This is a genomic window from Pelomonas caseinilytica, from assembly GCF_021353235.1.
In the GTDB taxonomy this organism is placed as follows: Bacteria; Pseudomonadota; Gammaproteobacteria; order Burkholderiales; family Burkholderiaceae_C; genus Pelomonas; species Pelomonas caseinilytica.
Genome location: NZ_JAJTWT010000008.1, coordinates 256,563 through 269,311, shown reverse-complemented (window position 1 = coordinate 269,311; position 12,749 = coordinate 256,563). Strand labels below are relative to the sequence as shown.

Genomic DNA, 12,749 nt, shown 5'->3' with positions numbered 1-12,749 from the left:
GACCACTTCGTCGCTGGATACAACGCGAACTGCCAGCCGTTCAAGTGGACCGCTACCGCCGACTCGATCCTCGAGAAGCTGCATCGACTTTGCTCACGTATCAGCGGGACAGGACACTAGGGAGGGTCTGCAGAACCCCTGCGGGTCGCGTTTGCGAGAGAACCGGCCCGCAAGTAGGCGCGGCGTGAAGCTGGGGCTTGCCGCCCCAGCTTTGCGGCGCAACACCCTGGCGGGCCGGTTATCTCGCAAACCCATGGGGGCGTGGCTTTGCCGGCGCTGGGCGGCGTTGCGAACCTGGACCAGGCACGAGCCTGGGCGGCGGTCCGTGCCTTGCCCCGCATCCGGCAAAGACCTCGCCGCGGCCCACAGGGGTTCTGCAGACCCTCCCTAGGGTCCCCACCTACAATCCGCCGTTATGCCCATCTCCCCCATTCCCGAGCTGGTGGCCGAGCTGGCGGCCGGCCGCATGGTCATCCTGGTGGACGAGGAAGACCGCGAAAACGAGGGTGATCTCGTTCTGGCGGCCGACCTCGTCACGCCCGAGGCCATCAACTTCATGGCCAAGCACGGCCGGGGCCTGATCTGCCTGACCCTCACCCGCGAGCATTGCGAACGCCTGCAGCTGCCGCCGATGACGCGGCGCAACGGCACCCAGCACGGCACGGCCTTCACCGTCTCCATCGAGGCCGCCACCGGCGTCACGACCGGCATCTCGGCGGCCGACCGCGCCCGCACCGTGCAGGCCGCCGTCGCCCCCGAGGCCAAGGCGAGCGACCTCGTGCAGCCCGGCCACGTCTTCCCGCTGCAGGCCCAGGACGGTGGCGTGCTCATGCGCGCCGGCCACACCGAAGCCGGCTGCGATCTCGCCCGCATGGCCGGCCTGTCGGCCACCTCGGTGATCTGCGAGATCATGAAGGACGACGGCACCATGGCCCGCCTGCCGGACCTGGAGGCCTTCGCCGCCGAGCATGGCCTGAAAATCGGCACCATCGCCGACCTCATCGAATACCGCAGCCGCCACGAGAGCCTCATCACCTGCGTCGGCGAGCGGCGGCTGAACACCGCCCAGGGCGAGTTCGCCTGCCAGATCTTCACCGACCGCACCGGCGCCACCCACCTCGCCCTGAGCCATGGGGCCTGGAAGCCCGCCGACGAAGTCCTCGTGCGCGTGCACGAGCCGCTGTCGGTCATGGACCTGCTCGAGGCCGGCCCCTGCGGCCACTCCTGGGGCCTGCCCGCCGCGCTGGCGGCACTCCAGGCCAGCCCGGCCGGCGTTGCGGTGCTGCTCAACTGCGGCGAGGACGCCGCCGGCGTGCTGGCCCGGGTGCAGGCCTGCACGCCTGCCGCGGCGTCCAAGGGCGCGATGGACCTGCGCACCTACGGTGTCGGCGCCCAGATCCTGAAGGCCCTGGGCGTGCACCGGATGCGGCTGCTGGGCAGCCCGCGGCGCATGCCGAGCATGACCGGCTACGGCCTCGAAGTGACCGGCTTCGTGGCCCCCCCCAACTGCTGACCGACGAGGACGCGATGCAAGACTCCGAACAAGGCCTGCCCGGCTTCGAAGGGGCGCTGGACGGCAGCGAGCTCACGATCGCCGTCGTGCAGGCCCGCTTCAACGACTCCATCACCTCCGCCCTCGCCAGCGCCTGCATGGCCGAGCTGTCCGTGCTGGGCGTGCCGGCCGAAGCCGTGCGCCACGTGACGGTGCCCGGGGCGCTCGAGGTGCCCCTGGCCCTGCAGGCCCTGGCCGAGAGCAACGACTATGACGCGCTCATCGCCCTGGGCTGCATCATCCGTGGCGAGACCTACCACTTCGAGCTGGTCGCCAACGAAAGCGGCGCCGCCGTCACCCGCGTCGGCCTGGACCACGGCATCCCGATTGCCAATGCCATCCTCACCGTCGAGAACGAGGCCCAGGCCTGGGCCCGCGCCGAGCCCAAGGGCCGCGATGCCGCGCGAGTCGCGGTCGAAATGGCCAACCTGCTGAAAGAGATCGAGTGAACGCCCCCGACAAGACCGCACCCAAGACGGCCGCCAGACCCGCTGCCAAGCCCGCCGCCAAGCGCGCGCCCGCCAAGTCCGCCCGGCGCCGTTCGCGCGAGGCCGCCCTGCAGGGCCTCTACCAGTGGCTGCTGACCGGCGAGGACATCGGCGCCATCGTCGCCCTCGGCCGCGAGCAGGACGGCTATGCCAAGCTCGACATCAAGCACTACGACGCCCTGCTGGCCGGCTGCGTGCAGGAGGCTGCCGACCTCGACGCCATCCTGGCCCGCCACGTCGACCGCAAGACCACCGAGTTGTCGCCCATCGAGCACGCCATCCTGATGATCGGCGCCTACGAGCTCAAGCACTGCATCGACATCCCCTACAAGGTCGCCATCAACGAGGCCGTGGAACTGGCCAAGGCCTTCGGCGGCACCGATGGCCACAAGTACGTCAACGGCGTGCTGGACCGCGCGGCCGGCGACCTGCGCCCCGTCGAGGTGGCGGCCAAACGCTGATGAAGCTCGCTGGCCGGCTCGACCGCATCGAGCCCTTCTACGTGATGGAACTGGCCAAGGCCGCGGCGCGCGTCGCGGCCGGCCCGCTGTGCGACCCGGCCCGCGGCGGCCGGCGCATGATCCGGCTGAACATCGGCGAACCCGATTTCGGCGCCGCCCCCGCGGTGCGCGAGGCCGCCGCCCGCGTCGCCCAGGGCGACACGCCCTACACCGACGCCCTCGGCCTGCCCGCCCTGCGCGAGGCCATCGCCCGCTGGTATGGCGAGCGCTTCGGCCTGGCCATCGCGCCGGAGCGCATCGCCGTCACGGCCGGCGCTTCCGCCGGCCTGCAACTCGCCTGCCTCGCCCTCTTCGAGCGCGGCGACGAGGTGCTGATGCCCGACCCCTGCTACCCCTGCAACCGCCACTTCGTGACGGCCGCCGACGCCACGCCGCGCCTGCTGCCCACCGGCGCGGGGGCGCGCTTCCAGCTCGGTGCGGCCCAGGTCCGCGAGGCCTGGACGCCAGCCACCCGCGGCGTGCTGCTGGCCTCGCCCAGCAACCCGACGGGCACCTCCATCGCCCCCGAGGTGCTGGCCGACATGGCCGGCTTCGTGCGCGAACGCGGCGGCGTCACCGTCGTCGACGAGATCTACCTGCCGCTGAGCTACGAGGCCCACTTCGGCCACACCGCCCTGGCCCTGCCCGGGGGCCTGGGCGACGAGGTGGTCTCGGTCAACAGCTTCTCCAAGTACTTCGGCATGACCGGCTGGCGACTGGGCTGGCTGGTGCTGCCGCCGGCCCTGGTGCCGGCCATCGAGCGGCTGGCGCAGAACTTCTACATCTGCGCCTCCACGCTGGCCCAGAAGGCGGCCCTGGCCTGCTTCGAGCCGGCTTCCATCGCCGAGTTCGAGCGCCGCCGCGCCGTGCTGCGCGAGCGCCGCGACTTCATCGTGCCGGCCTTGAACGAGCTCGGCCTGACCGTGCCCGTGCCGCCCGACGGCGCCTTCTACGCCTGGATGGACGTGAGCCGCTTCCACGCCGACAGCTGGGCCTTCGCCCACGAACTGCTCGACAGCACCCAGGTCGCGCTGACGCCGGGGCGGGACTTCGGCCTGGCCGACCCGGGGCGCTGGATGCGCCTGTCCTTCGCGTCGTCCATGGAAGACCTGCAGGAAGCCGTCGCCCGCCTGCGCGAGGTGCTGCGATGAATTACAGGTTCCCGGTCCGCGTCTACTGGGAGGACACCGACGCGGGCGGCATCGTCTTCTACGCCAACTACCTCAAGTTCTTCGAGCGCGCGCGCACCGAGTGGCTGCGGGCGGCGGGCGTCCAGCAGCACGAGCTGCGTGAGTCCACCGGCCTGATGTTCGTCGTCGCAGCGACCAGCCTGCGCTACGTCGCGCCGGCCCGGCTGGACGACCTGCTCACCATCACCGTCGAGCCCGAACCCGCCGGCCGTGCCAGCCTCGTCGTTCGCCAGCGCGCCCTGCGCGGCGACACGCTGCTGGCCGAAGGCGAAATCCGCATCGGCTGCGTGCGCGCCTCGGACCTCAAACCCCAACGCCTGCCCGACAGCGTCGTCGCTGCGATCACCGCATGAACCAAGACCTCTCCATCGTCTCCCTGATCCTGCACGCGAGCTTCGCCGTGCAGCTCGTCATCGGCGCCCTGCTGCTCGTGTCGCTGGCGAGCTGGAGCGTCATCTTCGGCAAGCTCATCGGCCTGTCGCAGATCAAGCGCCGCAACGACGCCTTCGAGGCCGAGTTCTGGAGCGGCAAGAACCTCAACGACCTCTACCAGGCCGTGGGCAACCGCACCGACGGCGCGCCGCTGGAGCGCATCTTCGCCTCGGGCATGCGCGAGTTCCTGAAGCTGCGCGAGAAGCGCGTCAGTGATGCCGGCGCCCTGCTCGACGCGGCCCGCCGCGCCATGCGGGCCAGCTTCCAGCGCGAGCTCGATGCGATGGAGAGCAACCTGTCCTTCCTGGCCTCGGTGGGCTCGGTCTCTCCCTACGTGGGCCTGTTCGGCACCATCTGGGGGATCATGCACGCCTTCGTCGGCCTCTCCAACCTCACGCAGGTGACCTTGGCCACCGTGGCCCCCGGCATCGCCGAGGCCCTGGTCGCCACGGCCATCGGCCTGTTCGCGGCCATCCCCGCCGTGCTGGCCTACAACCGCTTCGCGCGCCAGATCGACCGCAGCGCCATCACGCTGGAGACCTTCATCGAGGAGTTCTCCAACATCCTGCAACGCAACGCAAGTCAATGACCCACCCCCTACCGGCTTCGCCGGCCCCCTTAAGGGGGCGCACCCGACCGCCCGGCAAAGCCGGTTCGGTGGGTGCCGCTGGAGGTGTCGAGGCGCCTACGGCGCTCGACTGAACACCCGACATTCGACATGGCAGCAACCGTCTCTCGCGCACGCCGGCGCCGCACGATGAACGAGATCAACATGGTCCCCTTCATCGACGTGATGCTGGTGCTGCTCATCATCTTCATGGTCAGCGCACCGCTGATCACCACCGGCCTCGTCGACCTGCCCAGCGTGGGCAAGAGCCGCCAGCAGCCCGAGCACGTCATCCAGGTCATCGTCGGCACCGACGAGAAGCTCAAGATCAAGGTCGACCAGCTCGAGCCCGAGTCCATCCCCGCCAACCGGCTGGCTGAGCGCGTCAAGAAGGCCCAGGGCCGCGACGCGACCAGCCCCGTCGTGATCTCCGCCGACAAGAACGTCAAGTACGAAGCCGTCGTGCAGGTCATGGACACCCTGCAGCGCGCCGGCATCCAGCGCGTGGGTCTGGCCGTGAAGAGCGGCGCCTCCAGCAACTGATGAGCACGGCCACGCTGCGCCCCCCTGAAGCCGCCGGCATCGGCCGCGGCCTGGCCCTGGCGCTGCTGGCGCACGGCCTGCTCATCCTCGCGTTGAGCTACGGCCTGAACTGGCACAGCGACTCGTCGCCGGCCTTCGAGGCGGAGCTGTGGTCCAGCGTGCCGCAGGTGGCCGCGCCACGCGAGGAAGCCCCGCCCGAGCCCGAATCCGAGGCGCCGCCGCCCAAGCCTGACCTCAAGGCCCAGCAGCGCGCGGCCGAGGAAGCCGCTGCCGAGCAGCGCGAGGCCGAGATCGCCATCGCCAAGGAGAAAAAGCGCAAGGAGGACAAGGCCCGCGAGGAGGCCGCCAAGCTCGAGCGCGAGAAGGCGGCCAAGGAGAAGGAAGCCAAGGACAAAGAGGCCAAGGCCGCCAAGGAGAAGGCGGCCAGGGAAGAGCAGGACCGCAAGAAGGCCCAGGACGCCAAGGCCTTGAAGGAGGCCAAGGAAGCCGACGCCCGCCGCGAGGCCCAGCGCCAGGAGTTCCTGCGCCGCATCCAGGGCATGGCCGGCGGCACGCCGGGCTCCACCGGCACGGCCGCACAGAGCGCCGCGCCCTCGGCGGGCTGGGTGGGCCGCGTGAAGGGCAAGATCCGGCCCCTCATCATCTATTCGGACGAAGGCGCCGCCAACCCGACGGCCGAGGTGCAGGTGACGCTGGCGCCGGACGGCCGCATCCTCGGCACCAAGAAGCTCAAGGCCAGTGGCGACGACGAATGGGACCGCGCCGTGCTGCGCGCCATCGAGAAGGCCGAGATGCTGCCCCGCGACACCGACGGCCGCGTGCCGCCGGTCATCATCCTGAGCTTCAGGCCGCGCGAATAGGCAGCAGCCGGTCCGCCGACCAGCGGCCGGCGCCCCACAGCGCGATGGCGGCGGCCAGGACGCCCCAGAGCACGTGCTGCAGGGCACCGGCCGCGGACAGGTCCTCGGCCGGCAGCGACAGCGCCGCCATCAAGTTGACGACGAACATCCCCACGCCCGCGAAGCGCCCGCCCAGGCCCAGCACCAGCAGCACCGGCAGGGCCAGTTCGCCGGCCGTGCCCGCGTAGGCGGCGAGCGCCGGCGGCAGCACCGGCACCTGGTAGTAGTCGTTGAACAGCGCCAGCGTGGCCGACCAGTCGCGCAGCTTGACCAGGCCCGACGCGAAGAAGACCTGGGCGAGGTAGAGCCGCGTCGCCAGCAGGGCCAGGGACTGCAGGTGGCTGACGAGGGCGGCCACCGGGGCCGGCAGCCGCGTGGCCTCGGGCGTGGTGACCTGGCCGGGGTCGGTGAAGCTGCGCAGGGCGGCGGAGATCAATGCGTTCATGGTGTCGAGGGGCTGTGGAAAGGGGGCACCGTGCTGACCTCTTTCAGCCAGGCCTGGCGCAGCGCGGCTTGCAGCCAGGCGCCGAAGTCGAAGTCGGCTTCGGGCGCCGAACCTTTCACCAGGGCCTCGGCAAGATTCACCCCGTCGAGCAGGGCCTGCATGAAGGCCGCCTCGGCCGGCGAGAGGGCGAGCCACTGGCCCTTCCAGCCCTGCCGCCAGACGAGGACGGGACCGTCCCGCTGGCCCAGCACCGCCACGCCCGGCCGCAACGCCAGCCAGAGCTGCTCGGGCGGCGTGTCGCCGAGCCGGGCGAGCGAGCCGGCGTCCAGCTCCGCGTCCGCGGCGCGCTCGGCGCGGTGCAGGGCCCAGTCCAGCCGCGCCAGGTCGGGCAGGCCCGAGGCTTCGCCGGCACGTTCGATCAGGAAGGCTTCGAGTGCCCCGCCCCACTGCGCGAGGTCGCCACGTTCGGGCGGGTGGGCGCGCCAGAAACTCCAGGCCAGGACGCCGAAATCCGCCTCGCCCAGCGCCTCCAGCAGCCGTGGAAAGGGCACGGCCAGGGCCTGGGCGGACAAGGCCCTCAGGTTGTCGCGGTAGGCCGCCAGGCCGCGCTCGCCGCCGGTCAGCGACGACGGCGCCGGGCTGCGGCCCAGCAGCGCATCGACGAAGGCCTGTTGGTCGGCCTTCATGCCTGCACCGCCCGGGCTCGCGCGGCTTCGTCGAGCAGCACGTCGAGGGCCGGCACCGCCGTGTCCCACTCGATCAGCGTCGGCACCGGGCCGTGCCTCGCCAGCGCATGGCGGTAGACCTGCCAGACCTCGTCGCGCACGCGGCTGCCGTGATCGTCGATGACGAAGCCGTCCGGCAGTTCGCCGTGGCCGGCGAGGTGGATCTCGCCGACGCTGCCCGGCCGGATGGCATCCACCCAGCGCATGGCCTCGCGGGCCGCGTCGGCAGGCGCATGGCCGGCATTGCGGGCATTGACGAACACGTTGTTCACATCCAGCAGCAGGCCGCAGCCGCTGCGGCGCGTCAGCTCGTTGAAGAACTCGGGCTCGGCCAACGTGCCGCCCGCCCAGCCGACGTAGGCGCTGATGTTCTCCACCAGCATCCGCCGGCCCAGGCGCTGCTGCACCTGGTCGACGTGGCGCACCATCAGCGCCAGCGATTCGTCGTCGAAGGGAATGGGCAGCAGGTCGGCCGCGTGCAGGCCCGAGCCCACGCGCGCGAAGCTGGCGTGGTCGGATACCCAGTCCGGCTGCACGCGGTCGGCCAGGCGCGCGAGCCGGTCCAGATGCCAGCCGTCCAGCCCCGCCGCCGACCCGAGGGCCAGGCCGACGCCGTGCAGGCTGACCGGATAGGCCCCGCGGCCGGCCTCCAGCACGGCCAGCGTCGCGCCGCCGTCGGCGAAGAAGTTCTCCGAATGGACCTCGATGAAGCCGAGGTCCGGCCGGCGCTCGAGCAGGGCCTCGTAATGCGGCTGACGCCAGCCGATGCCGACGGGAGCGGCGCTCAAGGTTTTACTTCTTCAGCTTGGCCTTGGCCTCGTCGGCCGTCATGCCGCCGGCGCTCTTGCAGCTGCCCTTGGCGACGTACTTCCACTCCTCGGGGCCGTTGTCCACCTTGGACATGCCCGCGCAGGCGTGGCTGCCGCTGAGGTTGGCGCAATCGTTCTGGCCGGCCTTGGCAATGCCGAAGCACTTTTCCTTGGCCTTGTCCTGGGCCTCGGCCTGGGCGACGAGGCCCAGGGACAGGGCGGCGGCGAGGGCGGAGGAAACGAGGGTCTGGGTCTTCATGGACAGCTCTCCAAAAGCTTGAGGGTTGAAAGGCGGCCGATGATGCGGCGGCGACACCCAAGTCGCAAGACGCCGCCACGTCCTTACACTGCCTGCGCCATGACCGCCCCTCCGGACTACTGCCGCCAGATCGAAGCCCTGCGCCCGGTGCTGCTCAAATACGCCCGGTTGCAGTTGCGCAACCCCGCCTGGGCCGAGGACGCCGTCTCCGAGTGCCTGCTGGCGGCCCTCGAGAAACCGCAGTCCTTCGCCGGCCAGAGCCAGCTCAAGACCTGGCTCATCGGCATCCTCAAGCACAAGCTGGTGGACCAGATCCGCAAGAACAGCCGCGAGCTGTCCACCACGGCCAGCGAAGACGACGCCCAGGATCTCGACGAGCTGCTGTTCGCCGCCGATGGCCACTGGCGCGAGACCCAGCATGACTGGAGCAACCCCGAGGACGCCCTGCGCCAGATGGACTTCATGAAGGTGCTGGAAGCCTGCGTCGAGAAGCTGCCCGGCCAGCAGGGGCGCCTGTTCATGATGCGCGAATGGCTGGAGCTGGAGTCCGACGAGATCTGTAAGGAGCTCGCCATCACGCCGACCAACCTGTGGGTCATGCTGCACCGGGCGCGGCTGAGGCTGCGGGAGTGCCTGCAGGCCGGCTGGTTCGGTTCGACCGCCGCTGGAGGGGCGAATTGATCAAGCCGATGATCACCTGCCGCGATGCCACGCGGCTCACGCTGCAGGCCGAGGACCGCAGCCTGCCGCTGGCCGAACGCCTGGCGCTGCGCCTGCATCACCGCATGTGCAGCAACTGCCGCCGCTTCGCCCGCCAGGTGGAGCTGATGCGCCAGGCCAGCGCGCGCTGGCGGCAGTATTCGTCCGGCGACTGAATCAGCTCGTCGGCGAGCCTTCGTCGGTGCCGGCCAGCGCCGGGTCCTCGTCGCCCGACAGCGCGATCGCCAGCGCCAGGCGCACCGCGTCGATCTGCGCGCCCAGTCCCATGCTCGGCACCGTCGGCACGGTGCGCGCCGCCTGCTCCGGCAGGGCCGGCAGGTGGATGAAGCCGCTTTTCACGCCGCGACCGGCGAGATGGTGCTGCAGCTCGAAGAAGACCTGGTTGCAGACGAAGGCGCCGGCCGACAGCGACAGGCTGGCTGGGTGCCCCGCCGCGCGCAACCCGTGGAGCAGCGCCTTGACGGGCAAGGTCGAGAAATAGGCGGCCGGCGCATCGGCACGCACCGGCACGTCCCGCGGCCGGGCGCCGGCGTTGTCGGCGATGCGGGCATCGATGAGGTTGACCGCCACCCGCTCGATGGACACGTCAGCCCGGCCGCTGGCCAGGCCGAGGGCGAGCACCAGGTCCGGCCTCACCACCGAGATCGCCTCGGCGAGCACCCGCGGCGCCTCGCCGAAGACGGTCGGCAGGCAACGCGAATGCACGGTGGCACCGGCGATCACCTGGTTGTGCAGGGAACGGGCCACTTCCCAGGACGGATTGATGGCCTCGCCGCCGAAGGGCTCGAAGCCGGTGAGCAGGATGTTCATGGGCTCGATTCTGACCAAAGCGGCCGGGTCGCGCGACCGAGTTGAAACGAGGCCGCTACCCCGGTGTTTTTCGGTGAAGTCGGCCGCGGGCGGGCCTCCATAATCCACCCACCCCTGCACACGCCCACTCATGACCGACCCGTCCCAGCCCCTGCCCTGGCCCCATGGAGACGCAGAGTCCCCCGCCGCCGCGCCGGGCAGCCCGCTGCCGGGCTTCTTCTGGCCCTGCCCGCCCTACGCCGCCTATCCGCAACCCCAGGTCCAGAAGGGCCCGGAGGCCTGCGAAATCCTCGGCCTGAACAACAGCCGCAGCAATGGCCAGCTGCTGTCGCTGGACGCCGGCGAGCGCCTGGTGCACATCAACGTGCCGCCGGCCCGCAACAGCATGCCGCTGAAGTTCAGCCAGTTCCGCGCCATCAAGCTGCTGCGGGCGGTGCCCGTGCCACCGCGCGACGCCGGCGACCAGGACTCGCCGATCAGCCTCGACCAGCGCCCCCGCAGCGATTTCCGCCTCGTCTTCAACGGCGGCGACGAGCTCAAGGGCGTCACCATCGGCTACCAGCACGACAAGCTGGGCCTCTTCCTCTTCCCGCCGCTGTCTGAGACCGACGACTCGGTGCGCCGCGTCTTCATCCCGCGCGAGGTGCTGCAGCACTTCGAGATCGGCGAGCGCCTCGGCGATCTGCTGCTGAAGGACCGGCTCGTCACGCAGGAGCAGCTCGCCGCCGCTGCCGTCGAGCAGACCGGACTGCGCCAGAAGCGGGTCGGCGACATCCTCGTCGAGCAGCACATCGTCACGGCGGAGCAGCTGCTCCAGGCCATCGAGCAGCAGGCCAAGATGCCCATGGTGCGCATCGGCGAAGCCCTGCTCGCGCTGGAACTCGTCACGCCCGAGCAGCTGGAGCAGGCCCTCGCGCAGCAGCGCGAGGACCGCTCGGTGCCCCTGGGCGAGCTGCTGGTGCGCAAGGGCGTCATCAGCCGCGCCCAGCTGCAGTCGGCCCTGGCCCGCAAGATGGGCTACCCCGTCGTCGACGTGGAGAACTTCGCCATCGAGCCCGACGCCGTGCGCAAGCTGCCCCACGCCGTGGCCAAGCGGCTGGAGGTGCTGCCGCTGGTGCTGCGCGATGGCCGCCTCGTCGTCGCCATGGAGGACCCGACGCGCCGCGACGCCATCGAGGAGGTGGAGTTCATCACCCAGCTCAAGGTCGTGCCGACGCTGACCAAGCTGGGCACGCTGCAGTTCGCCATCCCGAGTGCCTTCGACCGCTTCGGCGCCGACGCCCTGCCCCGCGGCAACACCGACCCCCTGCCCGACTTCCAGGCCGACTTCTCGCTCGACAGCTCCAACAAGCTCATCGAGAGCCTGGAGCGCGACAGCAGCGAGCGCGCCGGCAAGGAGGAGGAGTCGCCCATCGAGCAGAGCGACAACTCGCTGGTGCGGCTGATCAACACCATGATCATTGAGGCGCACAACCAGGGCGTGTCCGACATCCACATCGAGACCTACCCCGGCCGCGAGAAGCTCAAGATCCGCTTCCGCCGCGACGGCGTGCTGCAGCCCTACCTGGAGCTGCCCCACACCTACCGCAACGCCATGATCGCGCGCATCAAGATCATGTGCGACCTGGACATCTCCGAGCGCCGCAAGCCCCAGGACGGCAAGATCAACTTCGCCCGCTTCTCGCCCCAGCACAAGCTGGAGCTGCGGGTGGCCACCATCCCGACCAACAACGGCCTGGAAGACGTGGTCATGCGCCTGCTGGCCAGCAGCAAGCCGATCGCGCTGGACCGCATCGGGCTGACGAGCGCCAACCTGGACGCCCTCAAGGCCGCCGTCGCGCGGCCCTACGGCATGGTGCTGTGCGTGGGACCGACGGGTTCGGGCAAGACCACCACCCTGCACTCGGCCCTGGCCCACATCAACACGCCCGACCGCAAGATCTGGACGGCCGAGGACCCCGTCGAGATCACCCAGGCCGGCCTGCGCCAGGTCCAGGTGAACCCCAAGATCGACTGGACCTTCGCCAAGGCGCTGCGGGCCTTCCTGCGCGCCGACCCCGACGTCATCATGGTCGGCGAGATCCGCGACCAGGAGACCGCCGAGATCGCCGTCGAGGCCTCGCTGACCGGCCACCTGGTGTTGTCCACGCTGCACACCAACAGCGCCCCCGAGACCATCACGCGGCTGCTGGACATGGGCATGGACCCCTTCAACTTCGCCGACTCGCTGCTGGCCGTGCTGGCCCAGCGCCTGGTGCGGCGCAGCTGCACGGCCTGCCAGGTCTCCGAGCCGATGTCCGAGACCGAACTGGGCGAGCTGCTGGATGACTATCTGCACGTTTTCCCCGCCGACTCGCGCCCGAGCAAGCTCGCGCTGATGGCCGAGTGGATCAAGAATCACGGCCGCGACGGCCGGCTGATGAAGTTCACCAGTCCGGGCTGCCCGGCCTGCGGCGGCACGGGCTTCAAGGGCCGGGCCGGCCTGCACGAACTGCTGACCGTCTCCAAGCCCCTGCGCCGCATGATCCAGACCGGCGCCCGCGCCGAGGAACTGCAGCACACCGCTCTGGCCGAGGGCATGCGCTCGCTGCGCCAGGACGGCATCGTCAAGGTGCTGCAGGGCGTCACGACGCTCGCCGAGGTTCACGCGACCAGCAACACATGAAGACATTCAGCACAGCCACAGAGTCACAGAGACACAGCGAGGAAGCCATCCCTCGGCTTGTGTGCCTCCGTGCCTCCGTGGTTGCATTTCTCCACTGACTTGCCG

16 protein-coding genes and 1 pseudogene are annotated in these 12,749 nt (G+C 70.4%); 12 read left to right on the top strand and 5 right to left on the bottom strand.

Annotated elements, in window-relative coordinates; genetic code table 11:
* The 9 genes and pseudogenes from LXT12_RS19320 to tolA form a co-directional block, all read left to right on the top strand.
* A pseudogene (locus LXT12_RS19320) lies at positions 1 to 120 on the top strand (IS630 family transposase); the annotation flags it as partial.
* Positions 121 to 415: 295 nt separating this feature from the next.
* On the top strand, positions 416 to 1,513 hold the full coding sequence (ribBA, locus tag LXT12_RS19315) for a bifunctional 3,4-dihydroxy-2-butanone-4-phosphate synthase/GTP cyclohydrolase II (protein ID WP_233393923.1): 1,098 nt from the start codon (positions 416 to 418) through the stop codon (positions 1,511 to 1,513).
* Positions 1,514 to 1,527: 14 nt separating this feature from the next.
* Entirely contained in the window at positions 1,528 to 2,001 is a 474-nt protein-coding gene (ribH, locus tag LXT12_RS19310; protein ID WP_233393922.1) for a 6,7-dimethyl-8-ribityllumazine synthase, read from the top strand.
* Entirely contained in the window at positions 1,998 to 2,501 is a 504-nt protein-coding gene (nusB, locus tag LXT12_RS19305; protein ID WP_233393921.1) for a transcription antitermination factor NusB, read from the top strand. Before ribH ends, nusB begins: the two co-directional genes overlap by 4 nt.
* Complete coding sequence (locus LXT12_RS19300) at positions 2,501 to 3,691, top strand: pyridoxal phosphate-dependent aminotransferase (protein ID WP_233393920.1); 1,191 nt, start codon at positions 2,501 to 2,503, stop codon at positions 3,689 to 3,691. Before nusB ends, LXT12_RS19300 begins: the two co-directional genes overlap by 1 nt.
* The gene (gene ybgC, locus LXT12_RS19295) at positions 3,688 to 4,083 is read left to right on the top strand and encodes a tol-pal system-associated acyl-CoA thioesterase (protein WP_233393919.1); all 396 of its coding nucleotides are present in this window, start codon (positions 3,688 to 3,690) and stop codon (positions 4,081 to 4,083) included. The genes LXT12_RS19300 and ybgC overlap by 4 nt, the downstream gene beginning before the upstream one ends.
* A complete protein-coding gene (gene tolQ, locus LXT12_RS19290) occupies positions 4,080 to 4,751 on the top strand; it encodes a protein TolQ (protein ID WP_233393918.1) in 672 nt (223 codons plus the stop codon). Before ybgC ends, tolQ begins: the two co-directional genes overlap by 4 nt.
* Positions 4,752 to 4,880: 129 nt before the next feature.
* Complete coding sequence (gene tolR, locus LXT12_RS19285; RefSeq protein ID WP_233393917.1) at positions 4,881 to 5,312, top strand: protein TolR; 432 nt, start codon at positions 4,881 to 4,883, stop codon at positions 5,310 to 5,312.
* Positions 5,312 to 6,172, top strand: a complete 861-nt coding sequence (tolA, locus tag LXT12_RS19280) for a cell envelope integrity protein TolA (protein ID WP_233393916.1) — start codon at positions 5,312 to 5,314, stop codon at positions 6,170 to 6,172. The genes tolR and tolA overlap by 1 nt, the downstream gene beginning before the upstream one ends.
* Here the strand turns inward: tolA and LXT12_RS19275 are convergent.
* From LXT12_RS19275 to LXT12_RS19260, 4 genes are read right to left on the bottom strand one after another with little or no spacing between them, the layout of a single operon-like run.
* Positions 6,156 to 6,656, bottom strand: a complete 501-nt coding sequence (locus LXT12_RS19275) for a DoxX family protein (RefSeq protein ID WP_233393915.1) — start codon at positions 6,654 to 6,656, stop codon at positions 6,156 to 6,158. The two genes, tolA and LXT12_RS19275, sit on opposite strands and share 17 nt — an antisense overlap.
* Positions 6,653 to 7,342: an HvfC/BufC N-terminal domain-containing protein gene (locus tag LXT12_RS19270; protein WP_233393914.1), complete on the bottom strand. Its 690-nt coding sequence runs from the start codon at positions 7,340 to 7,342 to the stop codon at positions 6,653 to 6,655. Before LXT12_RS19270 ends, LXT12_RS19275 begins: the two co-directional genes overlap by 4 nt.
* Positions 7,339 to 8,169, bottom strand: a complete 831-nt coding sequence (bufB, locus tag LXT12_RS19265; RefSeq protein ID WP_233393913.1) for an MNIO family bufferin maturase — start codon at positions 8,167 to 8,169, stop codon at positions 7,339 to 7,341. Before bufB ends, LXT12_RS19270 begins: the two co-directional genes overlap by 4 nt.
* Positions 8,170 to 8,173: 4 nt before the next feature.
* Positions 8,174 to 8,449, bottom strand: a complete 276-nt coding sequence (locus LXT12_RS19260) for a BufA1 family periplasmic bufferin-type metallophore (protein ID WP_233393912.1) — start codon at positions 8,447 to 8,449, stop codon at positions 8,174 to 8,176.
* A gap of 99 nt (positions 8,450 to 8,548) precedes the next feature.
* Between LXT12_RS19260 and LXT12_RS19255 the strand changes: the two genes are divergently transcribed.
* Both LXT12_RS19255 and LXT12_RS19250 read left to right on the top strand, forming a co-directional pair.
* Positions 8,549 to 9,130 carry a sigma-70 family RNA polymerase sigma factor gene (locus LXT12_RS19255; protein WP_233393911.1) on the top strand — a complete coding sequence of 194 codons (582 nt, stop codon included), beginning with the start codon at positions 8,549 to 8,551 and terminating at the stop codon, positions 9,128 to 9,130.
* Positions 9,127 to 9,324 carry an anti-sigma factor family protein gene (locus LXT12_RS19250; RefSeq protein WP_233393910.1) on the top strand — a complete coding sequence of 66 codons (198 nt, stop codon included), beginning with the start codon at positions 9,127 to 9,129 and terminating at the stop codon, positions 9,322 to 9,324. Before LXT12_RS19255 ends, LXT12_RS19250 begins: the two co-directional genes overlap by 4 nt.
* Before the next feature lies 1 nt (position 9,325).
* Here LXT12_RS19250 and pcp read toward each other — a convergent pair whose 3' ends face one another.
* Positions 9,326 to 9,979, bottom strand: a complete 654-nt coding sequence (gene pcp / locus LXT12_RS19245; RefSeq protein ID WP_233393909.1) for a pyroglutamyl-peptidase I — start codon at positions 9,977 to 9,979, stop codon at positions 9,326 to 9,328.
* A gap of 130 nt (positions 9,980 to 10,109) precedes the next feature.
* Here pcp and LXT12_RS19240 point away from each other — a divergent pair, with 130 nt between their 5' ends.
* Positions 10,110 to 12,644 carry a GspE/PulE family protein gene (locus LXT12_RS19240; protein WP_233393908.1) on the top strand — a complete coding sequence of 845 codons (2,535 nt, stop codon included), beginning with the start codon at positions 10,110 to 10,112 and terminating at the stop codon, positions 12,642 to 12,644.
* Positions 12,645 to 12,749: the final 105 nt, after the last annotated feature.

What these genes read in the sequence shown, in the direction of transcription:
- ribBA (WP_233393923.1), top strand. Translation starts at nt 416, where the DNA reads ATGCCCATCTCCCCCATTCCCGAGCTGGTGGCCGAGCTGGCGGCCGGC.
- ribH (WP_233393922.1), top strand. Translation starts at nt 1,528, where the DNA reads ATGCAAGACTCCGAACAAGGCCTGCCCGGCTTCGAAGGGGCGCTGGAC.
- LXT12_RS19300 (WP_233393920.1), top strand. Translation starts at nt 2,501, where the DNA reads ATGAAGCTCGCTGGCCGGCTCGACCGCATCGAGCCCTTCTACGTGATG.
- ybgC (WP_233393919.1), top strand. Translation starts at nt 3,688, where the DNA reads ATGAATTACAGGTTCCCGGTCCGCGTCTACTGGGAGGACACCGACGCG.
- tolQ (WP_233393918.1), top strand. Translation starts at nt 4,080, where the DNA reads ATGAACCAAGACCTCTCCATCGTCTCCCTGATCCTGCACGCGAGCTTC.
- tolR (WP_233393917.1), top strand. Translation starts at nt 4,881, where the DNA reads ATGGCAGCAACCGTCTCTCGCGCACGCCGGCGCCGCACGATGAACGAG.
- tolA (WP_233393916.1), top strand. Translation starts at nt 5,312, where the DNA reads ATGAGCACGGCCACGCTGCGCCCCCCTGAAGCCGCCGGCATCGGCCGC.
- LXT12_RS19275 (WP_233393915.1), bottom strand. Translation starts at nt 6,656, where the DNA reads ATGAACGCATTGATCTCCGCCGCCCTGCGCAGCTTCACCGACCCCGGC.
- LXT12_RS19270 (WP_233393914.1), bottom strand. Translation starts at nt 7,342, where the DNA reads ATGAAGGCCGACCAACAGGCCTTCGTCGATGCGCTGCTGGGCCGCAGC.
- LXT12_RS19260 (WP_233393912.1), bottom strand. Translation starts at nt 8,449, where the DNA reads ATGAAGACCCAGACCCTCGTTTCCTCCGCCCTCGCCGCCGCCCTGTCC.
- LXT12_RS19255 (WP_233393911.1), top strand. Translation starts at nt 8,549, where the DNA reads ATGACCGCCCCTCCGGACTACTGCCGCCAGATCGAAGCCCTGCGCCCG.
- pcp (WP_233393909.1), bottom strand. Translation starts at nt 9,979, where the DNA reads ATGAACATCCTGCTCACCGGCTTCGAGCCCTTCGGCGGCGAGGCCATC.
- LXT12_RS19240 (WP_233393908.1), top strand. Translation starts at nt 10,110, where the DNA reads ATGACCGACCCGTCCCAGCCCCTGCCCTGGCCCCATGGAGACGCAGAG.